Source organism: Rhodococcus sp. NPDC019050 (genome assembly GCF_055664235.1).
Genome location: NZ_JBVOON010000003.1, coordinates 236,716 through 256,748, shown reverse-complemented (window position 1 = coordinate 256,748; position 20,033 = coordinate 236,716). Strand labels below are relative to the sequence as shown.

At 66.7% G+C, this 20,033-nt stretch carries 18 protein-coding genes and 1 pseudogene; 7 read left to right on the top strand and 12 right to left on the bottom strand.

All coding sequences use genetic code 11. The annotated features are described in order from the left end of the window. Positions 1-33: 33 nt before the first annotated feature. From AC0B44_RS05775 to AC0B44_RS05755, 5 genes are read right to left on the bottom strand one after another with little or no spacing between them, the layout of a single operon-like run. On the bottom strand, positions 34-1,083 hold the full coding sequence (locus AC0B44_RS05775) for an acyl-CoA dehydrogenase family protein (RefSeq protein ID WP_471901963.1): 1,050 nt from the start codon (positions 1,081-1,083) through the stop codon (positions 34-36). After that, complete coding sequence (locus AC0B44_RS05770; protein WP_471901962.1) at positions 1,080-2,066, bottom strand: acyl-CoA dehydrogenase family protein; 987 nt, start codon at positions 2,064-2,066, stop codon at positions 1,080-1,082. Before AC0B44_RS05770 ends, AC0B44_RS05775 begins: the two co-directional genes overlap by 4 nt. Then, entirely contained in the window at positions 2,063-3,223 is a 1,161-nt protein-coding gene (locus AC0B44_RS05765; RefSeq protein ID WP_471901961.1) for an acyl-CoA dehydrogenase family protein, read from the bottom strand. Before AC0B44_RS05765 ends, AC0B44_RS05770 begins: the two co-directional genes overlap by 4 nt. Then, positions 3,223-4,095, bottom strand: a complete 873-nt coding sequence (locus AC0B44_RS05760; RefSeq protein WP_471901960.1) for an enoyl-CoA hydratase — start codon at positions 4,093-4,095, stop codon at positions 3,223-3,225. Before AC0B44_RS05760 ends, AC0B44_RS05765 begins: the two co-directional genes overlap by 1 nt. Next, positions 4,092-5,639, bottom strand: a complete 1,548-nt coding sequence (locus AC0B44_RS05755) for a FadD3 family acyl-CoA ligase (protein WP_471901959.1) — start codon at positions 5,637-5,639, stop codon at positions 4,092-4,094. Before AC0B44_RS05755 ends, AC0B44_RS05760 begins: the two co-directional genes overlap by 4 nt. A gap of 44 nt (positions 5,640-5,683) precedes the next feature. On the opposite strand from AC0B44_RS05755, the gene AC0B44_RS05750 reads away from it, so the two are divergent. The 7 genes from AC0B44_RS05750 to AC0B44_RS05720 all read left to right on the top strand — a co-directional run bounded on the left by AC0B44_RS05750 (position 5,684) and on the right by AC0B44_RS05720 (position 12,590). Then, positions 5,684-6,892, top strand: a complete 1,209-nt coding sequence (locus tag AC0B44_RS05750) for an acyl-CoA dehydrogenase family protein (protein WP_471901958.1) — start codon at positions 5,684-5,686, stop codon at positions 6,890-6,892. Further along, positions 6,889-7,701 carry an SDR family oxidoreductase gene (locus tag AC0B44_RS05745; protein WP_471901957.1) on the top strand — a complete coding sequence of 271 codons (813 nt, stop codon included), beginning with the start codon at positions 6,889-6,891 and terminating at the stop codon, positions 7,699-7,701. Before AC0B44_RS05750 ends, AC0B44_RS05745 begins: the two co-directional genes overlap by 4 nt. A gap of 61 nt (positions 7,702-7,762) precedes the next feature. Then, positions 7,763-8,386, top strand: a complete 624-nt coding sequence (locus AC0B44_RS05740) for a TetR/AcrR family transcriptional regulator (protein ID WP_471901956.1) — start codon at positions 7,763-7,765, stop codon at positions 8,384-8,386. Beyond that, positions 8,383-9,531: an acetyl-CoA C-acetyltransferase gene (locus tag AC0B44_RS05735; RefSeq protein WP_471901955.1), complete on the top strand. Its 1,149-nt coding sequence runs from the start codon at positions 8,383-8,385 to the stop codon at positions 9,529-9,531. Before AC0B44_RS05740 ends, AC0B44_RS05735 begins: the two co-directional genes overlap by 4 nt. 102 nt (positions 9,532-9,633) lie before the next feature. Continuing rightward, positions 9,634-9,903 (top strand): DUF2277 domain-containing protein, encoded by a 270-nt coding sequence (locus AC0B44_RS05730; RefSeq protein WP_072702365.1) that lies wholly within the window; start codon positions 9,634-9,636, stop codon positions 9,901-9,903. Between the two features lie 180 nt (positions 9,904-10,083). Then, positions 10,084-12,411 carry a carbon starvation CstA family protein gene (locus tag AC0B44_RS05725; protein WP_471901954.1) on the top strand — a complete coding sequence of 776 codons (2,328 nt, stop codon included), beginning with the start codon at positions 10,084-10,086 and terminating at the stop codon, positions 12,409-12,411. Further along, positions 12,408-12,590: a YbdD/YjiX family protein gene (locus tag AC0B44_RS05720; RefSeq protein ID WP_471901953.1), complete on the top strand. Its 183-nt coding sequence runs from the start codon at positions 12,408-12,410 to the stop codon at positions 12,588-12,590. The genes AC0B44_RS05725 and AC0B44_RS05720 overlap by 4 nt, the downstream gene beginning before the upstream one ends. A gap of 9 nt (positions 12,591-12,599) precedes the next feature. On the opposite strand, the gene AC0B44_RS05715 is transcribed toward AC0B44_RS05720, so the two are convergent. The 7 genes and pseudogenes from AC0B44_RS05715 to echA20 all read right to left on the bottom strand — a co-directional run bounded on the left by AC0B44_RS05715 (position 12,600) and on the right by echA20 (position 20,029). Further along, positions 12,600-12,977 carry a helix-turn-helix domain-containing protein gene (locus tag AC0B44_RS05715; protein ID WP_471901952.1) on the bottom strand — a complete coding sequence of 126 codons (378 nt, stop codon included), beginning with the start codon at positions 12,975-12,977 and terminating at the stop codon, positions 12,600-12,602. A gap of 418 nt (positions 12,978-13,395) precedes the next feature. After that, a pseudogene (locus tag AC0B44_RS05710) lies at positions 13,396-14,274 on the bottom strand (cyclopropane mycolic acid synthase family methyltransferase); the annotation flags it as partial. A gap of 108 nt (positions 14,275-14,382) precedes the next feature. Then, positions 14,383-16,389 carry a CocE/NonD family hydrolase gene (locus tag AC0B44_RS05705; RefSeq protein WP_471901951.1) on the bottom strand — a complete coding sequence of 669 codons (2,007 nt, stop codon included), beginning with the start codon at positions 16,387-16,389 and terminating at the stop codon, positions 14,383-14,385. A 123-nt stretch (positions 16,390-16,512) separates the two neighbouring features. After that, positions 16,513-17,592 carry an NAD(P)H-dependent flavin oxidoreductase gene (locus AC0B44_RS05700; RefSeq protein WP_471901950.1) on the bottom strand — a complete coding sequence of 360 codons (1,080 nt, stop codon included), beginning with the start codon at positions 17,590-17,592 and terminating at the stop codon, positions 16,513-16,515. Beyond that, positions 17,589-18,347, bottom strand: coding sequence for a cholesterol ring-cleaving hydrolase subunit IpdB (gene ipdB / locus AC0B44_RS05695; RefSeq protein WP_471901949.1), 759 nt, complete (start codon positions 18,345-18,347; stop codon positions 17,589-17,591). Before ipdB ends, AC0B44_RS05700 begins: the two co-directional genes overlap by 4 nt. Next, positions 18,344-19,237: a cholesterol ring-cleaving hydrolase subunit IpdA gene (gene ipdA, locus AC0B44_RS05690; RefSeq protein WP_471901948.1), complete on the bottom strand. Its 894-nt coding sequence runs from the start codon at positions 19,235-19,237 to the stop codon at positions 18,344-18,346. Before ipdA ends, ipdB begins: the two co-directional genes overlap by 4 nt. Before the next feature lie 30 nt (positions 19,238-19,267). Next, positions 19,268-20,029: a (7aS)-7a-methyl-1,5-dioxo-2,3,5,6,7,7a-hexahydro-1H-indene-carboxyl-CoA hydrolase gene (gene echA20 / locus AC0B44_RS05685; RefSeq protein ID WP_471901947.1), complete on the bottom strand. Its 762-nt coding sequence runs from the start codon at positions 20,027-20,029 to the stop codon at positions 19,268-19,270. Between the last annotated feature and the right edge of the window lie 4 nt (positions 20,030-20,033).

The window sequence follows — 20,033 nt, the reverse complement described above, 5'->3', positions numbered from 1 at the left end:
GGCGCGACGGGGGTACCGGTGCAGACGGTCCGATCAGCCGGCGATCGCCTGCAGGTAGGCGCGGGGCGGGCCGAACAACTGGGCGGTGCCGTGTGCGCGTTTGAAGTACAGCTGCGCGTCGTGCTCCCAGGTGATGGCGATGCCCCCGTGCAACTGGATCGTCTCCGCCGCGACCTGCTCGAACGCTTCCGAGCAGTACACCTTCGCTGCGTAGGCATCCTGCGGATCCTGCGAGAGTGCGGCCACATACGACATCGAGCGTGCCGTCTCGACGAGCGCGTACATGTCGGCCATCCGGTGCTTGAGCGCCTGGAACGACCCGATGACGCGGCCGAACTGCTTGCGGTTCTTCGCATATTCGACGGTGAGGTCGAGTGCGGCCTGCGCGGCACCCACCTGCTCGGCGGACACCGCGATCACGGCGACGGTCCGGAGTCGGTCGACGAGATCGGCAGGAGACGACAACCGCGTCCCGCGCACGTCCGTGAACGACACCTCCGCCAGTGTGCGGGTGGGATCCATCGTCGGTACCCGCCGCCTCGACACGCCCTCCGCTGCGGGATCGACTTCGAAGAGAGCGACGGAGTCGCCGTCGGTGGCGAGTACCAGCAGCGTCGCCGCGACGTCGCCGCCGAGCACGTAGTGGGCGGTGCCGGTCAGGACGTCACCGTCGGCGACGACACCGGGCGTGTCCCAGCCGGACTTCGCCGCCCAGCACACGGCCACGATCTCGCCTGCGGCGATTCCCGGCAGCAGCCTGCCCGCCGCGTCGGAGTCACCGGACAGCAGCACGGCCTGCGCGGCGAGAACTGCGGATCCGAGGAACGGCGACGGGGCGAGGCTACGGCCGAGTTCTTCGAGTACGACGTGGGTTTCGGCGAGGCTCGCACCGACGCCGTCGTACTCCTCGGGGATCGCGAGGGCCGCGATTCCGATCTGCTCGACCAGCCGGGTCCACAATTCGGCGTCGTACCCGTCGGGCGACGCCATCGCCTTGCGCACCGCTGCGGAGTCGGAGTGCTTCGCGAGCAGAGTGCGGACGGACTCCCGCAGTGCGGCGCGATCCTCGTTTTCGAACGTCACGACGCCACTCCTGCGGTTTCTGCCTTCTCCAGCGCATCGACGACGCGGGCACGGTGCAGGTCTGGTGCGCCCCACGCGGTGACCAGGGCGCGCACCTTGGTGATCCACAGCGACAGGTCGTATTCCTGGGTGTACCCGATCGCGCCGTGCACCTGGAGCGCGGTGCGTGCGGCGCGGTATGCGGCGTCCCCGCAGGCCACCTTGGCGGCCGAGACGTCGCGCGAGGCGGTCGGCAGTCCGTCGCGCACGGCGATCGCGGCGCCGTGCAGGAGCGGACGGGCCATCTCGAGACCCACTGCTACTTCCGCGAGATGATGTTTGACGGCCTGGAAGGAGCCGATCGCCTTCCCGAACTGCTTGCGCTGCTGGGCGTACTCGACAGTGGTGTCGAGCAGAGTCCGGCCGAGCCCCTGCAACTGGGCGGCGGACGCGAGCACGCCGACGTCGAATGCTGCGGCCGTGTCGGACGTTCCGAGTGTCTCGGCCGGGCTCACCTCCGAAAGGCGACGCGACCGGTCGACCGATTCGCGTACCCGGCCTGCAGTGCCCACCGACACGGTGCCGTCGGCGACGTGGAGCACGAGATCGGCGACCTCGGTGTCCACCGCATACGGGACGTGCGGTGCGAAGGCGACGGTGGCGAGCGATCCGCCGGCCAGTGCGCCCAGCCGGTCCGGGGCGACCGCCGCGAGCAGCAGCGGTGCCACCGCGACGGTTTCGACGACAGGACCCGGAACAGCGTGGCGTCCGAGTTGCTCGAGGGCGACGACGAGATCGACCGCGTCGGCACCGAGACCGTCGTGCTCCTCGGGAACGAGCAGCCCGTTGACCCCGGTATCGGCGAGTCGCTGCCAGACGGCGGCACCGGCGGCGGTGTCACCTGTGTTCCACGCGCGGATCACCGCGGGCATGTCCGACTTGGTGAGCAGCGCATCGATGCTGGACGCAAAGTCTTCGTGGGACTCGTCGAGTGCGAATCTCATCGGTCACCCCTCGGGAGGCCGAGCAGCCGCTCGGCAATGACGTTCTTCTGGATTTCGTTGGTGCCCGCGTAGATCGGACCCGACAGCGAGAACAGGTAACCGTCGGTCCACCCGTCGACGAGTTCGGCTTCCGGACCCTTCAGGCCGAGCGCGGTTTCGTGCGTGGCGATGTCCCATTCGGACCAGAACACCTTGTTGATCGACGATTCCGCACCCAGCTGACCGCCGTTGTGCAAGCGGGTGACCGTCGCCCACGTCGACAACTCGTAGGCGCGTGCACCGATCCACGCGTCGGCGACACGATTGCGGGTCGCGGTGTCGCCGTGCAGGGCGGAGTCGCGGTAGCTGCGCAGCAACCGGTCGGTCGCCGCGAGGAACCGGCCCGGCGAGCGCAGGGACAGCCCACGTTCGTTGGACGCGGTGCTCATCGCGACCCGCCAGCCTTCGTTCACGGCGCCGATCACGCCGGACTCTCCGGGGTTCGCGGGGTCGTCGGGAACGAAGACGTCCTCGAGGAAGATCTCCGCGAAGCCGGGCTCGCCGTCGAGCTGCGGAATGGGACGCACGGTGACACCCTCGGCCCGCAGATCGAACATGTAGTACGTGATGCCCTTGTGGCGCTGGGCGTCCGGATCGGACCGGAAGAGCCCGAAACCCATGTCGGCGTACGACGCCCGGGAGCTCCACGTCTTCTGTCCGTTGAGCAGCCATCCGCCGTCCACCCGGGTCGCGGTGGACCGCAGCGACGCGAGGTCGCTGCCCGACTCCGGCTCCGACCAGGCCTGCGCCCAGATGTCGTCGGCGCGTGCCATGCGCGGCATGATCCGTGCGAGTTGTTCGGGGTGTGCGTGTTCGAAGAGCGTGGGGGCGAGCAGGAAGATGCCGTTCTGGCTTACGCGCCCGGGCGCACCCGCGCGGTAGTACTCCTCTTCGAATGCGACCCACTGCTGCAGGTTCACGTCGCGGCCACCGAGTTCGGTCGGCCACGCCACGACGGACATACGCGCATCTGCGAGCAGGCGTTCCCACTGACGGTGTTCTTCGAAACCTTCCGCTGTGTCCATCGACTTCAGCGGGGTCGCGGGCACGTTCTCTTTCAGGAACGCGCGCACCTCGTCGCGGAACGCGACTGTCGCGTCGTCGAGTTCGAGGTCCACTACTTCGACCCTTCCTGGGCGGGCCGCGCGCTCGCGGCCATCGACTTGGCATTCATGCCACCGAGGGAATCGCTGCCCACCTCGGCGTTGTGCGCGTGCGCGAAATGATGAAGCCCGAAGACGGAATCCATCCCGTTGCGCATGCCCATCTGGTCCTCGCACTGGTTCACCGCGCGCTTCGTCAGAGCCAGACCGAACCGCGGCATCTCGGCGATACGTGCTGCCAGAGCGAGGGTTTCGGACTCGAGGTTCTCACGTGTGACGACGCGGCTGACCATGCCGACCTCGTAGGCGCGTTGTGCGCTGAAACGATCGCCGGTGTAGAGGATTTCCTTCGCGAACCGCGTTCCCAGAATCCAGGGGTGCGCGAAGTATTCGACGCCGGGAATACCCATGCGCACGACCGGATCGGAGAAGAAGGCGTCCTCGGACGCGACGATCAGGTCGCACACCCACGCCAGCATGAGACCACCGGCGATGCACGCGCCCTGGACGGAAGCGATGGTCGGCTTGGGGATCTCACGCCAGCGACGGCACATCCCCAGGTACACCTCCATCTCGCGTGCGTAGCGCTGGTCCCCGCCGTCCTTGTCCACGTGGTCCCACCACATGACGGCCTTGTTGTCGTAGTGCACGTGGTGGTCGCGGCCGGGTGTGCCGAGATCGTGACCGGCGGAGAAGTGCTTGCCGTTGCCGGCGAGCACGATCACCTTCACCTCGTCGTCCTCGACCGCCTTCTCGAACGCGGCGTCCAGGGCGTACGTCATGACCGAGTTCTGCGCGTTGCGGTAGTCGGGACGGTTGAGAGTGACGATCGCGACGCCGTCGCGCACCTCGTAGGTGACGACATCGGGCTCGAACGGGACGGTCATGACTTCTCCTCACGCAAAACGTTTTTCAGTACCTTGCCGGACGGGTTTCGGGGCAGTGCGTCCACGAATCGGACCGACCGCGGAACCTTGAAGTTGGCGAGTTTCTCTTTGGCATACGCGATGATGTCGGCCTCTGTGGGCTGCTGCCCGTCCAGTGGGACGACGAACGCCCGCCCGACCTCGCCCATACGCGCGTCGGGCACCCCGATGACCGCCACCTCGTGCACCCCGGGGACCCGCAACAGGGCGGCTTCGACTTCCGCCGGATACACGTTGAATCCGCCGCTGATGTACATGTCCTTGAGCCGGTCGGTGATGTCGAGGTAACCGCGCTCGTCGAGCACGCCGACGTCGCCCGTGTGCAGCCAGCCGTCCGGGTCGATGGTGGCGGCGGTCGCCTCGGGATCGTCGAGGTACCCGAGCATCACGTTGGGGCCGCGGAGCAGGATCTCGTCCTTCTCACCGATGCGCACCTCGAAGCCGGCGGTGGCGCGGCCCGAGGAGGTGGACACGGTCACCGGATCGTCGTCGACCCGGCACATCGTGGCGACCACGGCTTCGGTCTGCCCGTACGCGGTGAGCACCGCGTCGAAGCTCAGTTCCTGCTGCATGCGCTCGACGAGAGCGACGGGCACCGGTGCAGCACCCGTGATCGCGATGCGGAGGGTCGACATGTCGTACTCGTCGCGCCGGGGGTGATCGAGAATCGACTGATAGATCGTGGGCGCCCCGGGAAGCACACTGATGTTCTCCCGCGACACGATCTCCATGACCTTCTCGGTGTCGAACACCGCCATGGGGATCACCGTCGCACCCTCGAGCAGCGCCGCGACGAAGCCCGCCTTGTAGCCGAAGCTGTGAAAGAACGGGTTGATGATCAGATAGTTGTCGTCGGGGGACAGTTCGGCGCAGTCACCCCAGGCGTCGGCGACACCGATCGTTTGGCGATGCGCGCTCAGTACGCCTTTGCTGCGGCCGGTGGTGCCGGAGGTGAAGAGGATGTCGGCCACGTCATCCGGCTGCACGGCTGCCGCGCGCGCGTCACCTTCCGCGCGCAGGTCGTCGGTCGCGAGCGCGAGGAAGTCGTCCCACTCGAACACATTGTCCGACGGAGTGTCGTTCCCGCCCAGCGGGACTCGCACGATCGTCGGGATGGACAGCTCGGGGGCTGCCTCGCGCAGAGCGGCCAGACGGTCGCCGCCGAGGAATTCCCCCGCCACGACGAGTGCGGCCGCACCGACGCGCTCGGCGATGTCGGCGGCTTCGCTGCCCGTGTAGCGGGTGTTGACGGGTACGACCACTCCGCCGGCCCAGTGCACGCCCAAAGCGGCTATCTCCCAGTGGAAAGTATTGGGGGACCAGATGGCGACACGCTCACCCGGCCGGAATCCGCGGGCCACGAGGGCGGCAGCGAAGTCACGGACGTACTCGTGCAGTCGGGTGAAGGTCAGACGGGTATCGCCGTCGGCGACGGCGAGTCTGTTCGCGTGGTCGCCGACGGCACGGATGAGGGCGGCCGGCGTGGTTCCGGGTGTTGTGTTCACGTAGCTCCCTACCTAGCAATTGCTTGGTAGGTTATCGTACAGACGTGCACGAGAGCGAGAGCCTGGACAATGCGGAATTCGCGGCCACCGTACGGCAGTGGCTCGAGGAGAACCTGACCGGCGAGTTCGCCGAGCTCAGGGGCAAGGGCGGACCCGGTAGCGAACACGAATTCTTCGAACAACGCCTTGCGTGGGATCGTCACCTCGCCGAGTCGGGCTGGACCTGCATCGGCTGGCCCACCCGGTACGGCGGAAGAGGCGCGACGATGGAACAGCGCGTCATCTTCCACGAGGAATACGCGAAGGCGAATGCGCCCGCGCGGGTCAACCACCTCGGTGAGGAACTGCTCGGTCCCACCCTCATCGCGTTCGGAACCGAGGAACAGAAGCAGCGCTTCCTGCCCGGAATCCGCAATGTCACCGAACTGTGGGCGCAGGGCTATTCCGAACCGGGCGCCGGCTCGGATCTGGCCAACGTCACCACCACCGCCCGCCTCGAGGGCGACAAGTGGGTGATCAACGGACAGAAGGTGTGGACCTCGCTGGCCCACGTCGCGCAGTGGGCATTCGTCGTCGCCCGCACCGAACCTGGATCCTCGCGGCACCACGGTCTGAGCTTCCTGCTCGTGCCGCTGGACCAGCCCGGCGTGACGGTGCGGCCCATCCAGCAGCTCACCGGCACGTCCGAATTCAACGAAGTCTTCTTCGACGACGCCGTGATCGACGCCGATCTCGTCGTCGGAGCACCCGGTGACGGGTGGAAGGTCGCGATGGGGCTGCTGACCTTCGAGCGCGGCGTCTCTACCCTCGGTCAGCAGATCGGGTTCGACCGCGAACTCCGGACCATCACCGACGTCGCGGCAGCCAACGGCGCGCTCGACGACCCCGCCGTTCGCGAGAAGATCGCACGTGCCCGCATCGGGCTTCGGGTCATGCGCGCGCACGCCGTGCGTACCCTGGACGACGCGGACCCGGGACAGGCGTCGGTCGCGAAGTTGCTGTGGGCCAACTGGCATCGCGACCTCGGCGCACTGGCGATGGACGTGGAGGGCGCTGCGTCACTCGTGGGCCCCGACCACGACCACGCCGGTACGCCGTCCGTCCTCACAGACCCCGAACATCTCGAACTCGCGGAGTGGCAGCGACTGTTCCTGTTCACCCGCGCCGACACCATCTACGGCGGATCCAACGAGATCCAGCGCAACATCATCGCCGAGCGCGTGCTCGGCCTTCCCCGGGAGGCACGTCCGTGACCACTTCGCCAGCCGTTTCACCGCTCGCCACCGCGCCCGTCGAAACACCGGGTCACGGGCTGCTCGCGGGCAAGAAGGTCGTCGTCACGGCCGCAGCCGGCACCGGGATCGGCTTCTCGTCGGCGCGGCGCGCCCTGCTCGAAGGCGCCGACGTGCTCGTCTCCGACTTCCACGAGCGTCGTCTCGGGGAAGCCGCCGACAAGCTCGCGGCGGAGTTCCCCGAGCAGCAGGTCGCCTCGATCGTGTGCGACGTGTCGTCCACCGAACAGGTCGACGCGCTCATCACCGGTGCCGCCGAGCGACTCGGCCGCATCGACGTCCTCATCAACAACGCCGGTCTCGGCGGCGAGACGCCCGTCGTGGACATGACCGACGAGCAGTGGGACCGCGTTCTCGACATCACCCTCACCAGCACCTTCCGCGCCACGCGGGCGGCGCTGCGCTACTTCCGCTCGGTCGATCACGGCGGGGTGCTCGTCAACAACGCGTCGGTGCTCGGCTGGCGTGCCCAGCACTCGCAGGCGCACTACGCCGCGGCGAAAGCCGGCGTCATGGCGCTCACCCGGTGCTCGGCGATCGAAGCCGCGGAGTACGGAGTGCGGATCAACGCCGTGGCCCCGTCCATCGCGCGGCACGCCTTCCTCGCAAAGGTCACCAGCGAGGAACTGCTCGACCGGCTCGCAGCGGGTGAAGCGTTCGGTCGCGCCGCGGAGGTGTGGGAGGTCGCGGCAACCATCGCGATGCTCGCGAGCGACTACACCACGTACCTGACCGGCGAGGTCGTGTCCGTCTCGTCCCAGCGCGCCTGACTCGCCCGAGCGTGGCTCCCCGCGACCGGGACCGCGTACGGCAGCTTGAAAGGATGTCTTCATGACTCCACCTCGCGACGACAGCAACGGCAAGACCGGACGCCGCGCCGAACTGCTCGCCATTGCCGCCGATCTCTTCGCTTCGAGGGGCGTCCGCGCGACGACCGTGCGCGACATCGCCGATGCGGCCGGGATTCTCTCGGGAAGCCTCTATCACCACTTCGACTCCAAGGAATCGATGGTCGACGAGATCCTGCGCGGATTCCTCGACGACCTGTTCGACCGCTACCGCAAGATCGTCGCGTCGGGACTCGATTCCCGGTCGACTCTCGAGGCACTGGTGACCACCTCGTACGACTCGATCGACAGGTCGCATTCGGCGGTGGCCATCTATCAGGACGAAGCCAAGCACCTCGAAGGCGAGCGCTTCGCGTACATCAGCGAACGCAACACCGAATTTCGGGAGTTGTGGGTCGGTGTGCTCGAACGCGGTGTCGCCGACGGTACGTTCCGCCCGGATCTCGACGTCGAACTCGTCTTCCGGTTCGTCCGCGACACCGTGTGGGTCGCGGTGCGCTGGTACCGCCCGGGTGGCGCACTCACCGCAGAACAAGTTGCACAGCAATACCTTTCCATCGTGCTCGACGGACTGTCGAACCCGGACCTGCATAAGGAGCAATCATGACCGAGGCCTACATCGTCGACGCGGTGCGCACACCCATCGGCAAGAAGAAGGGCGGCCTGTCCGGCGTGCATCCGGCCGATCTCGGCGCGCACGTCATCAAGGCTGTCGTCGAGCGCACCGGCATCGACCCCGGTGACGTCGACGACGTGGTGTTCGGCTGCGTCGACGCCATCGGCGGTCAGGCCGGCAACATCGCCCGCACCGCGTGGCTCGCCGCCGGATACCCGCAGCACGTGCCGGGCGTGACCGTGGACCGCCAGTGCGGATCGAGCCAGCAGGCACTGCACTTCGGCGCACAGGCGATCATGAGCAACACCGCCGACCTCATCATCGCGGGCGGCGTGCAGAACATGTCGCAGATCCCGATCTCGTCGGCGATGACGGCGGGACAGCAGTACGGATTCGACACCCCGTTCGGTGGTTCGACGGGCTGGACCGAGCGCTACGGCAGCGACGAGGTCTCCCAGTTCAAGGGCGCCGAGATGATCGCCGAGAAGTGGGACATCAGCCGCGAAGAGCTCGAGCAGTGGGCGCTGCAGAGCCACGAACGCGCCAAGGCCGCGATCGCCGCCGGCCGCTTCGACAACGAGACCGTGCCGCTCGGTGACGCCACCGTCGACGAGGGACCGCGCGAGACCAGCCTCGAGAAGATGGCGACGCTGCAGCCGCTCGTCGAAGGGGGCCGCCTCACCGCAGCCGTCGCGAGCCAGATCTCCGACGGCGCCTCCGCAGTGTTGCTCGCGTCGGAGGAGGCCGTGAAGAAGTACGACCTGAAGCCCCGCGCGCGGATCCACCACCTGAGCGCACGTGGCGACGACCCGATCTTCATGCTGACCGCGCCGATCCCGGCGACGCAGTACGCCCTCGAAAAGACCGGCCTGACGATCGACGACATCGACCTGATCGAGATCAACGAGGCGTTCGCGCCGGTCGTGCTGGCCTGGATCAAGGAGATCGGCGCCGACCCGGCGAAGGTCAACGTCAACGGCGGCGCGATCGCGCTCGGTCATCCCCTCGGCGCGACCGGCACCAAGCTGATGTCGACGCTGCTCAACGAACTCGAGCGCACCGGCGGCCGCTACGGTCTGCTCACCATCTGTGAAGGTGGCGGCACCGCCAACGTCACGATCATCGAGCGCCTCTGACGCTCCGCTCCACCACGTTCGTAGTCCGTCGCGCCCGTGGCGCGTTCGTTCCGGCTGTTGCCGAACGGCGCGCGACGGGCGCGGCGCCTCTACCCTCGAATCATGTGCCGGAACATCACCGAGCTGCGCGGACTCGAACCGGCAGCGACCGCTGAGGAAATCGAGGCGGCCGCCCGGCAGTACGTCCGCAAGGTCACCGGAATCCAATCCCTGTCCGACGCGACCCGGGAGCCGTTCGAGCAGGCTGTCGCCGAGGTCGCTGCGACGACCACCAGGTTGCTGGCGTCGCTGCCCGAGCGCAGACAACCTCCCCGCACCGTGCCGCCGCTACGCCGCCCCGAGGTACGGGCGCGGATAGCGGCGCGCGGCTGACCCTGCTGCCGCCCCACAGCGAAGCTCGGGCGACAGCAGATCGAACCTTCACATTCGCGCCATTTCCGAGGTTTTCACCGGGGTCACCCGAGTACCGTGACCCAGGCCAACACCGTGCGCGACGACGCGGACCACCGTGGCGTCTCGCAGGGTCCCGCGCCGATCCGGTGAGGAGCCGAAATGGCCGTCGAGCAGTCGTCGCCCAGTCGCGAGTACGTCGAATATCTCCGTACGGATCCGGATCTTCCCCCTGTCGGCGTCATCGACCGAACTCCGATGTCGCTCGCCTCACGAATCGTGTTCGTGATTCTCGCGCTCGTGGGTGCCGTGGCCTGGTCGATGATCGCGCTGGTACGAGGGGAGAACATCAACGCGGTCTGGTTCGTCATCGCGGCGGTGTGTACGTACCTGATCGCCTACCGGTTCTACGCCAAGTTCATCGAGCGAAAGATCGTGCGGCCGCGCGACGACCGCGCCACCCCGGCCGAGATCCTGGAGAACGGCAAGGACTACATGCCGACGGACCGCCGGGTCCTGTTCGGGCATCACTTCGCCGCGATCGCCGGTGCCGGACCGCTCGTCGGGCCGGTCCTCGCCGCACAGATGGGTTATCTGCCGGGCACGATCTGGATCATCGTGGGCGTCGTGTTCGCCGGCGCCGTCCAGGACTTCCTCGTGCTGTGGATATCCACGCGCCGACGCGGGCGCAGCCTCGGCCAGATGGCCCGGGAGGAACTCGGCGTGGTGGGCGGAACAGCCGCGCTCATCGCGGTTTTCGTCATCATGATCATCCTCATCGCCGTGCTTGCGCTCGTGGTGGTCAATGCGCTGGCCCAGAGCCCGTGGGGTCTGTTCTCCATCGCGATGACGATCCCCATCGCCTTGTTCATGGGCGTGTACTTGCGGCTGTTGCGGCCCGGAAAGGTCTCCGAGGTGTCGCTCATCGGCGTGGCGCTGCTGCTCCTCGCGATCATCGCCGGGGGATGGGTGGCCGAGACGAGCTGGGGCACAGCGTGGTTCACGCTATCCCCGGTGACGATCGCATGGCTGATGATCGCGTACGGGTTCGCCGCCTCGGTGCTCCCGGTGTGGTTGCTGCTCGCTCCCCGCGACTACCTCTCGACCTTCATGAAGGTCGGCACCATCGCGCTGCTCGCACTGGGCATCCTCGTCGCCCGTCCCGACATCACGATGCCGGCGGTGTCGTCCTTTGCGATCGCCGGTAACGGTCCCGCATTCGCCGGTTCGCTGTTCCCGTTCCTTTTCATCACCATCGCCTGTGGTGCGCTGTCGGGATTCCACGCCCTCATCTCGTCCGGCACCACGCCGAAGATGCTCGAAAAGGAGAAGCAGACCCGGCTGATCGGGTACGGCGGGATGCTTACCGAATCGTTCGTCGCGATCATGGCTCTGGTCACCGCGTGCATCATCGATCAGCACCTGTATTTCGCGCTCAACGCCCCCGCGGTTCTCACCGGCGGTACTCCGGAAACGGCCGCCGCGTACGTGAACGGACTCGGTCTGTCGGCGCCGGACATCACCCCCGAACAGATCGCCGGGGCCGCTGCCGCCGTGGGGGAGGACAGCATCATTTCGCGTACCGGCGGGGCACCGACCCTCGCGTTCGGGATGTCCCAGGTGCTCAGCGATCTGTTCGGTGGCGACGCCCTGAAATCGTTCTGGTACCACTTCGCGATCATGTTCGAGGCGCTGTTCATCCTCACGACGGTCGACGCGGGCACGCGTGTCGCCCGCTTCATGCTCTCGGACTCGCTCGGCAATTTCGGGGGACCCGCCCACCGCTTCAAGGATCCGTCCTGGCGGCCCGGTGCGTGGCTCTGCTCCCTGATAGTGGTCGCTGCGTGGGGCGCGATCCTGCTGATGGGCGTGACGGACCCGCTCGGCGGCATCAACACGCTCTTCCCGCTCTTCGGCATCGCCAACCAGTTGCTCGCGGCGATCGCTCTGACGGTCGTCCTGGCCATCGTGGTGAAGAAGGGAATGCTGAAGTGGGCGTGGATCCCCGGCGTTCCGCTGCTGTGGGACCTCGTGGTGACGATGACCGCCTCGTGGCAGAAGATCTTCTCCTCCGACCGTGCGGTCGGGTACTGGGCGCAGCACAGGGCTTTCGTGGACGCGAAGAATTCGGGGGCCACGGCGTTCGGGTCGGCAGACAGTGCCGCCGAGATCGACGCCGTCATCCGCAACACGTTCATTCAGGGCACGTTGTCGATCGTGTTCGCGGTTCTGGTGCTCGTGGTGGTCGCGGCCGGCCTCGTGGTCTGTGTCCGAGCGGTCCGTGCGGGTGGTCTGCCGACGACGGAATCCCCGGAAGTTCCGTCCAAGATCTTCGCGCCCGCGGGCTTCATCCCGACTCCGGCCGAACGCGAGTTGCAGAAGCAGTGGGACGAATTGATCGCATCCGGAAAGGTCAGGGCACCCGGCGCGGCGGGTACGCGGGACGGCAGTGCCCATCGGCCCAGTTCCGAGAAGACAGGTGCGCAATGAGCGCCGCACTGCGCCGGCTGTGGTGGTGGGTCGGCGCGCTGATGGGCGACCACGACTACGCCCGGTATGCCGAGTGGCACCGCAGGCACCATCCGGGCTGCGCGGTTCCGAGTGAGCGCGAGTACTGGAGGGAGCGGCACGCCGAGGCGGACGCGAAGCCCGGTGCACGGTGTTGTTGACGATCCCGCTCAGTCGAGGGAGTCGGTCTCGGGGGTCGAGGCGCCGCCCGGCCCAGCTGTCTCCGGGGCGCCGGACGTGGATTGCCGTAGTTCTTCGTTGATGCGCAACGCTTCGCTGAGCTGATCTTCCAGGATGATGATCCGGCAGGCGGCGTCGAGTGCGGTGCCCTGATCTACGAGTTCCCGTGCCCGCGATGCGATGCGCAGTTGGTATCGCGAGTACCGCCGGTGACCGCCTTCCGACCGCATCGGATTGACCAGGTTCGCGGTGTCGAGGCTCCGGAGGAATGCCTGGGTGACGCCGAGGATTTCGGCCGCGCGTCCCATGCTGTACGCAGGGAAGTTCTCGTCGTCGAACTTGTCTTCGGCGTCTCTGTTTCGTTTCACGGGGTGTCCGCGTCGCCCTTCGTATACATGGACGGGGACCCCGGCGCCGTCGGCGCCGGGGTCCAAGGGGTTCATCTAATTACACGGGCCAACTGGTCGGTCGGCCATTCACTGTCGTCCCGCCTCGGTGGACGGAACTCGATTTCGACTACTGACCGCGCACCACCTCCAGTCGGGTAATTCCTGTATCCAGGGGCCGCACCAGCTCCGGCCCCGATGGAGTCGAACGCTTCGAGCACTTCCGGATACTCAACTCACCGGCTCGACGCGCCCTACTCCAAGCTTCTCGATTCCTCCGTAGGCAGGTCGTCCCTGCTCTTCTCTTCGGTCTCGCTCTCACTTACAACGCATAATTTACAACCACAAAAAGCGATTGTCTACAGTGGTCGCTGCAGATTTACGTGTGATCACCGTCGCGTCAGGCGGTACCTGGCGCACCCGCCCGGGGATGCTTGACGAGGGTGAACTGCTGAAGGTCGATCAGTCCGCGACGGAAGTTCTCGGCGCAGCCGGTGAGGTACCGCATGTACCGCTGGAAGACCTCTTCGGACGCCAACTCCACCGCCTCGTCGTGGCGGGACTCGAGGGCGTGGGCCCACAGGTCCAGGGTGTGCGCGTAGTGCGGTTGGAGCGATTCGATGTTCTGCACCCAGAAGCCGTGACGCTGTGCGCCGGTAATGATCATGTCGCGCTCGGGGAGCTGTCCACCCGGGAAGATCTCTCGCAGGATGAACCGGAGGAAAAGGGCGTCGTCCCGGTTCACCTCGACATCCATGTCCTCGAGCAGTTGCCGTGAGTGGCCGACAATGGTGTGCAGCAACATCCGGCCGTCCGGCGGCAGGATGCGCGCGGTGCGCTCGAAGAACGTGTCGTAGCGGCGCCGGCGGAAATGCTCGAACGCCCCGATACTCACGATCCGGTCCACCGGTTGGTCGAAGTCCTCCCAGCCCTGCAACCGGACCTCTGCGGAACGGCGCCCGAGCGCGAGCCCCGAGATCATCTCGGAGACGTGTTCGTACTGGTTGCGACTCAACGTCAGGCCGATGACGTTGACGTCGTACCGCTCGATCGCCCGCCGCATGGTGGAGCCCCACCCACACCCGATGTCGAGCAGTGTCATCTCGGGTCGCAGGTCGCATTTGCGGAGGGAAAGGTCGATCTTCGCCTTCTGCGCCTCCTCGAGCGACATGTCGTCGCGCTCGAAGAAGGCGCAACTGTAGGTTCGCGTGGGATCGAGGAACAGGTCGAAGAATTCGTCGGACAGGTCGTAATGCGATTGGACGTTCTCATAGAACGGCTCAGTTTCGGCATCGAGGCACCCTTCACAGTGGTGGCTGCAGACTTCACACCGCGTCGGGCTGCGCGACCACTGCGGCGGTCCTGACGATTGATTCTCCCAGTTGAGCTAGCGCACCGTCGGTAGAGTGACGAGACTCGGGGTAGACGGGTCCAGTTCGAGGTGCTGCGGACGCAGCCCGCTCTCTCTGGTCATCGGTCCCAGCGGAAGCGACCGCGGAACGTTGGCGGCGTACACGTCGATGCGTAGCCGGTGGCCCGGTGCGACCAACGCATCCGTGGGCAGTGTGCTGATGTCCAGCGCCGTCGGTTCGCCCGGCACGACAGGCTTCCTCGTCGCGAGCGTGAGGATCGGGTGTGCCTCGGCGTAGTCGCCGTCGGCCGTGAACGAGCTCCGGGAGTCGTCGATCGCTCGGAGGGAGGAGACGAGCGAGCCACTCGACAGGACCGTGGAGCGTCCGTCCGGGGCAACGTCGTTGACCGTCACCGACCAGAACCCGTCCGTGGCGTCGAGGACGGTGTTGAGGTGCACGTTGATCGGCCCCGACAACACCATCGGCTCGGAAAGGGCATCGGTGGTGAACGTCAGTGCCTCGGCCTCGTGAAATCGGGAGTCCTTGCTGCACGCCGCGCCGAGCAACACGGTGATGCCGGCGGTGCCCTGTGCTCCTTCGCGCGAGCAGAACCCGCGCAGTCCCGGGGCGACGGTCAAGCGTCGTGCGTCGGCCGGGGGAGCGGACACGAGTGTCCCGTCGTGCACCGCATGCCCCGCCGTCCCGCTCGGGTCCGCCGCCAGGAACAGTTTCTCGTGGCGGACGCCCGCGCGGGGAAACTGCCCGGTGGTGGTCCACCCCCCGCCCTGCTGCAACAAGGTGACGGGACCGTACGCGTCGATTCCGTTGTCCATGTCCCGGAGCCAGCGGTCGAACCACGCGCGCTGCAGCGCCGCGATGTTCGGCGGATATCCCGGCCTGCCGAAGCCCGTTCCCGTCACGGCGTGGTACCCGTCGCCCATGACGAGTTGCTTACGGCCGGGTTCGACGGGAATCCGGTTGTAGATGTCGGGTTCGCTGTTCGCGAAGATGTCGTGCCAATTCCCGAAGACGAAGGTGGGCACCGTGATCGACTCGAGACGCGCCTGCCGCTCCTGATAGAAGGGCCCGTCCTGTGCGACCTCGAGGGCGCCCGGAGAGACGGAGTCGACGCTCGGGGCCGTGATGACCTCGATCAGTTCGGGGATCTTCGTGGTGGGGTCGACGAGCCGATCGCGTAACCACTGGGCATCGAAGCGGCCCTCGATCAGCGCCTGCAGATCGGGCAGCCACTTGAGGCCGTTGACGAGACCCAGCCAGGCGGGCATGAAACCGATGCCCAGTGCGCCACCCGTACCGACGATGTCGCGGAGAAGGTCGTTGCCGGGTTCGACCGCGAACACGGCGTCGAGAGCCCGGGGCCGAAGTCCCGCCGCCTGAATCTGATTGATCGCCGAGTACGACACACCTGTCGTTCCCACGCGACCGTTGGACCACGGCTGCGACGCCGCCCATTCGATGACCTCGACCGTGTCCTGTTGTTCGCGCGGGCCCAGAATCTGCCACTGCCCGTGGGAGAAACCCGTGCCGCGTACGTCCACGACGACCTGGGTGTAACCGTTCTGCACGAGGTCACGGTTGAGCCCGAAAACCTTGCCGAGTTGTGACGCGGGGGCCGCGAGTTCGGTGATGCCGTCGAGCGGTGCACCCAAATTCAAGGTGGTGCCGAGATTCTCGACGACCGGCCCGAGGGGCGGATCCTCCATGACCACCGAGGCGAGCGTGGACACCAGTTTGGTGTAGGGCGTGAGGTTCAGTACCACCGGCGTCGGCTCGGAGACGGGTGAGCCGTCTGCATGCGCCGGCCGGAACACGTTCGCCCGCAGCACCGTACCGTCACCGAGAGTGATGGGGACGTCCCAATCGACCGAGGTTCCGGGATACGCGTCGGGAGCGTCCACACTCGCTTGCCATGTCACCGCATCGGGACCACCCGACGGGTCGGCCGCTGCCGGAGCGGCCGACACCACGGCGATCGTCGCGATGACGGCGGCAACCCATGCTCGTGACCTGGCTCTTTGCACGTGAGACCCCCCGACCTGCCGTGACAGCTTTTCGGGAACGGTACCGTGCCCGCGCTGCCTGCGGCCCGGAAATGCCACAGCACCCGGCCACGGGTGGCCGGGTGCTGCAGACGAGATGACGGATCAGGCGGCAGGGCGCCCGGTTTCGCGCAGTGCATCGAGGGCGTCGATCCGCTCGACAGCCTCGGCGACGATCCGGTCGATGAGTTCCCGGCAGCTGGGCAGATCGTCGACCATGCCGACGACCTGACCGGAGGCAAGAACACCGGCCTCGGTATTACCCTCCACCAGACCGGCTTTGAGCAACATCGGCGTATTGGCGGCCATGATGATCTGCTGCCACGTGCGGTCGCTCGCCTTCTTCATCGCGAGACCGTCGCGGACGAGGGTGGACCACTTCATCCCGGTCATGGATTTGAACTTCGTGGCGTTGCGGGCGGCCGCGAACAATCCCTTCGCGTAGCTGGACCGTTCGAGGCTGTCGACGAGGTCGGTGTTGAGCACGCGGTGCGGCATGCCGTCCACCTTCAACGACACCGTCGTGTCCTGAAGACCACGCGAGAGATACTGCTGCTTGACCGAATCCGGCACGGCGCTGTCGCTGGTGAGAAGGAAGCGCGTCCCCATCGCAACGCCGGCGGCACCGTACGAGAGTGCTGCGGCAAGTCCTCGCCCGTCGAAGAAACCACCCGCGGCGATGACCGGGATGTCGACTGCGTCGAGCACGCTCGGGAGCAACAGTGTCGTGGCGACGGGCCCGGTGTGCCCGCCACCCTCGCCGCCCTGCACGATCACGGCGTCCGCACCCCACGACGCGACCTTCACCGCGTGCTTGGCGGCGCCGATCGACGGAATCACGACGATGCCGTGATCCTTGAGTTTCGCGATCAGCTCTTTCTTGGGAGCCAACGCGAACGACGCGACCTTGACGTTCTCGCGGATCAGCAAATCGATGCGCTCAGCGGCATCCGACGCGTCGGCCCGCATGTTCACACCGAACGGCTTGTCGGTGAGCGACTTGGTCTTCGCGACCGCGGCTTCGAGTTCGGGGTACGTCATCGTCGCCGAGGCGAGGATGCCGAGGCCACCCGCGTTCGACGTCGCAGCCGTCAAGCGGGGGCCGGAGACCCATCCCATGCCCGTCTGGACGATGGGATGTTCGATGCCCACCAGTTCCGTGAGGGGCGTGCGCAGGATCGTCACAGGGAGACCTCGCGGTCACGCAGGCTCTTCGGGTCGAGCACCTCCCGGATGAGCCGCAGTTCCTCGGCGGTCGGTTCGCGGGTCACGCCGGCCTCGTCCAGCCCGGCGACCTCGAAAGAGGTGTTCTCGGCGACCGTCGCGGCCTCGACGCCAGGGTGCAGCGACAGCGCCCGGAACGTGTGGCCCGGCCCGCCGAAGTCGAACACACCGAGATTCGTGACGACGCGGGGGATGCTCAGGAACCGGTACGCCGGATTCTCGGGATCGACCTTGTCGTATCCGACACCCGAGACGATGTCGACCTTGTCGGTGAACACCCGGGCGGTGTGCCGGCCGACCCAGTAACTGGTGGCGTGGTTGATGGTGTTGCCCGGAGCGCCGCGCACGCCGAACATCTGGCGGGTGGGGTGCTGGAGCGGACCGAACGCCGAAAGGTTCTGGTTACCGTGGCGATCGATCTGGTTGGCGCCCATGACCACGTGGCGACGGCCGGACGCGACCACGTCGAACACCTTCCGGAACGGCATCCATCCCTCGATCGGTGCCTTCGCGCCGAGCGGCGGGACCTCGGCGAGGATGAGCGCCTCACCGTCGGTGATCAGCAGGTCGGGCTCGGTGGTGAGCTTGGCGAGGCGCGCACCGATCTGCGGGAGGGTCGCCATCGGGCTGGCCATGATCTCGCCTGCGCCGGAGAAGATTTCCGCACATGCGATCGCGCAGTATTCGGCGCGGGTCACGGTTTCGGTGGTGCTCATGCCTGCTCCCCACTCTTGGATTCGGCTGCGAACTTCTGGACGGCGGCCTGGTAGTCGTCTTCGCTGCCCGACAGGAAGCGATCGACGAACTTCTGCCAGGACTCGGGGTCCTTGGCCGACTCGGCGTAATGACGCTGGAACTTTTCGTCGCGTCCGTAACTGTCACCCGCGAGAGTGAAGTGGGCACCGCCGGGTGCTTCGACAACGCCGTCGACCATCATCCGGTTGAGGATGATCGACTGCAACGGAACGGATTTGACGAGCTCTTCGGTATCGACGATTCGCTCCACCGAGACGTAACGCTTCTCGGCTGCCATGCAGTAGAGGTCGTCGAAGTAGGGATCGACACCGGTGTATGCCGCGTTGCCGTGTGCGTCACCGATATTGAGATGCACCAGCGACGCATCGAGGTTCAGTGCGGGCATCGCGATCAAGGTCTCGGTGCCGTCCGGTCCCGGATAGGGGGAGGTGACGGTCTTCAGTTCGCCTTCCCAGAATTCGACGACATCCGAACCGAGTCCGGCACGGATCGGAAGGAAGGGAAGGCGCGCCGCGGCGGCCTCGAGGCCGCACTTGACCATTCCCTCGTCCATTTCGCGGGCGATGATCTCGCCGCCCGTGCGGGCCTTGGCGAACCACGGGTCGTAGAACGGTGCCGAGTCGAGGGAGACGAAACCGTAGTACGCCTTCTTGACCTTCCCCGCCGAGCACAGCAGGCCGAGGTCCGGGCCTCCGTAGGTCACGACCGTCAGGTCGGTGATGTCCGATCGCAGGATCGCGCGGACCAGCGCCATCGGCTTGCGGCGCGAACCCCAGCCGCCGATGCCGATGGTCATTCCGCTGCGCAGCTCGCCGACCACATCGTCGAGCGACATTCTCTTGTCACGCATGGATTTCGAACTCCTGTGAGAGTGGGGACTTCAGCTGTTGGACCGGGCTTTTCCGGTGGCGACGAACTCGTCGCGGTGTTCGTCGGCGACGCCGGCGAGGTTGAGCTCGAAGGTGAAGCCCTGCTCGAGGCGGTAGCTGGTCTTGACGTCGACGGGGTCGATGCGGTTGATGGCTTCCTTCGCGCGACGGATGACGCGGGTGTCCTTCGCCGCGATCATCTCGGCGACTTCACGCGCGGCACCGTCCAGCTCGTCGCGCGGGACCACCTTGTAGACGGAACCGAAGTGTTCGAGCTGCTGCGCCGTCACGTTCTGTGCCGTGTAGTACAGCGTGCGCATGAGGTGCTGCGGGACAAGCCGCGCAAGGTGGGTTGCGGCTCCGAGTGCCCCGCGGTCCACCTCGGGGAGGCCGAAGACCGCGTCGTCGGACGCGAGGATGACATCGGCGTTGCCGACGAGACCGATGCCGCCGCCGACGCAGAAGCCGTTCACGGCGACGATCACCGGGACCTCGCAGTCGTACACCGCCGCGAACGCTGCGGCACAGCCGTGGTTGGCGGCGATGAGCGCCTCGTAACCCTCGGTGGCCTGCATTTCCTTGATGTCGACGCCCGCGTTGAAGCCGCGGCCTTCTGCTCGAAGGATGACGACGTGCGTTTTCGGGTCTTTCCCGGCGGTGAGGACCGCGTCGGCCAGGTCGAACCACGCCTGTGAAGGAAGGGCGTTCACGGGAGGGAAGTCGACGGTGACCGTGGTGATACCGGCGCTGTCGGAGGTCGAGGTGATGCCCATGGCA

Excerpts from the sequence above, each read along its gene's own strand:
- AC0B44_RS05770 (WP_471901962.1), bottom strand. The coding sequence starts at position 2,066 with ATGAGATTCGCACTCGACGAGTCCCACGAAGACTTTGCGTCCAGCATC.
- AC0B44_RS05760 (WP_471901960.1), bottom strand. The coding sequence starts at position 4,095 with ATGACCGTCCCGTTCGAGCCCGATGTCGTCACCTACGAGGTGCGCGAC.
- AC0B44_RS05740 (WP_471901956.1), top strand. The coding sequence starts at position 7,763 with ATGACTCCACCTCGCGACGACAGCAACGGCAAGACCGGACGCCGCGCC.
- AC0B44_RS05735 (WP_471901955.1), top strand. The coding sequence starts at position 8,383 with ATGACCGAGGCCTACATCGTCGACGCGGTGCGCACACCCATCGGCAAG.
- AC0B44_RS05730 (WP_072702365.1), top strand. The coding sequence starts at position 9,634 with ATGTGCCGGAACATCACCGAGCTGCGCGGACTCGAACCGGCAGCGACC.
- AC0B44_RS05725 (WP_471901954.1), top strand. The coding sequence starts at position 10,084 with ATGGCCGTCGAGCAGTCGTCGCCCAGTCGCGAGTACGTCGAATATCTC.
- AC0B44_RS05720 (WP_471901953.1), top strand. The coding sequence starts at position 12,408 with ATGAGCGCCGCACTGCGCCGGCTGTGGTGGTGGGTCGGCGCGCTGATG.
- ipdB (WP_471901949.1), bottom strand. The coding sequence starts at position 18,347 with ATGAGCACCACCGAAACCGTGACCCGCGCCGAATACTGCGCGATCGCA.
- ipdA (WP_471901948.1), bottom strand. The coding sequence starts at position 19,237 with ATGCGTGACAAGAGAATGTCGCTCGACGATGTGGTCGGCGAGCTGCGC.
- echA20 (WP_471901947.1), bottom strand. The coding sequence starts at position 20,029 with ATGGGCATCACCTCGACCTCCGACAGCGCCGGTATCACCACGGTCACC.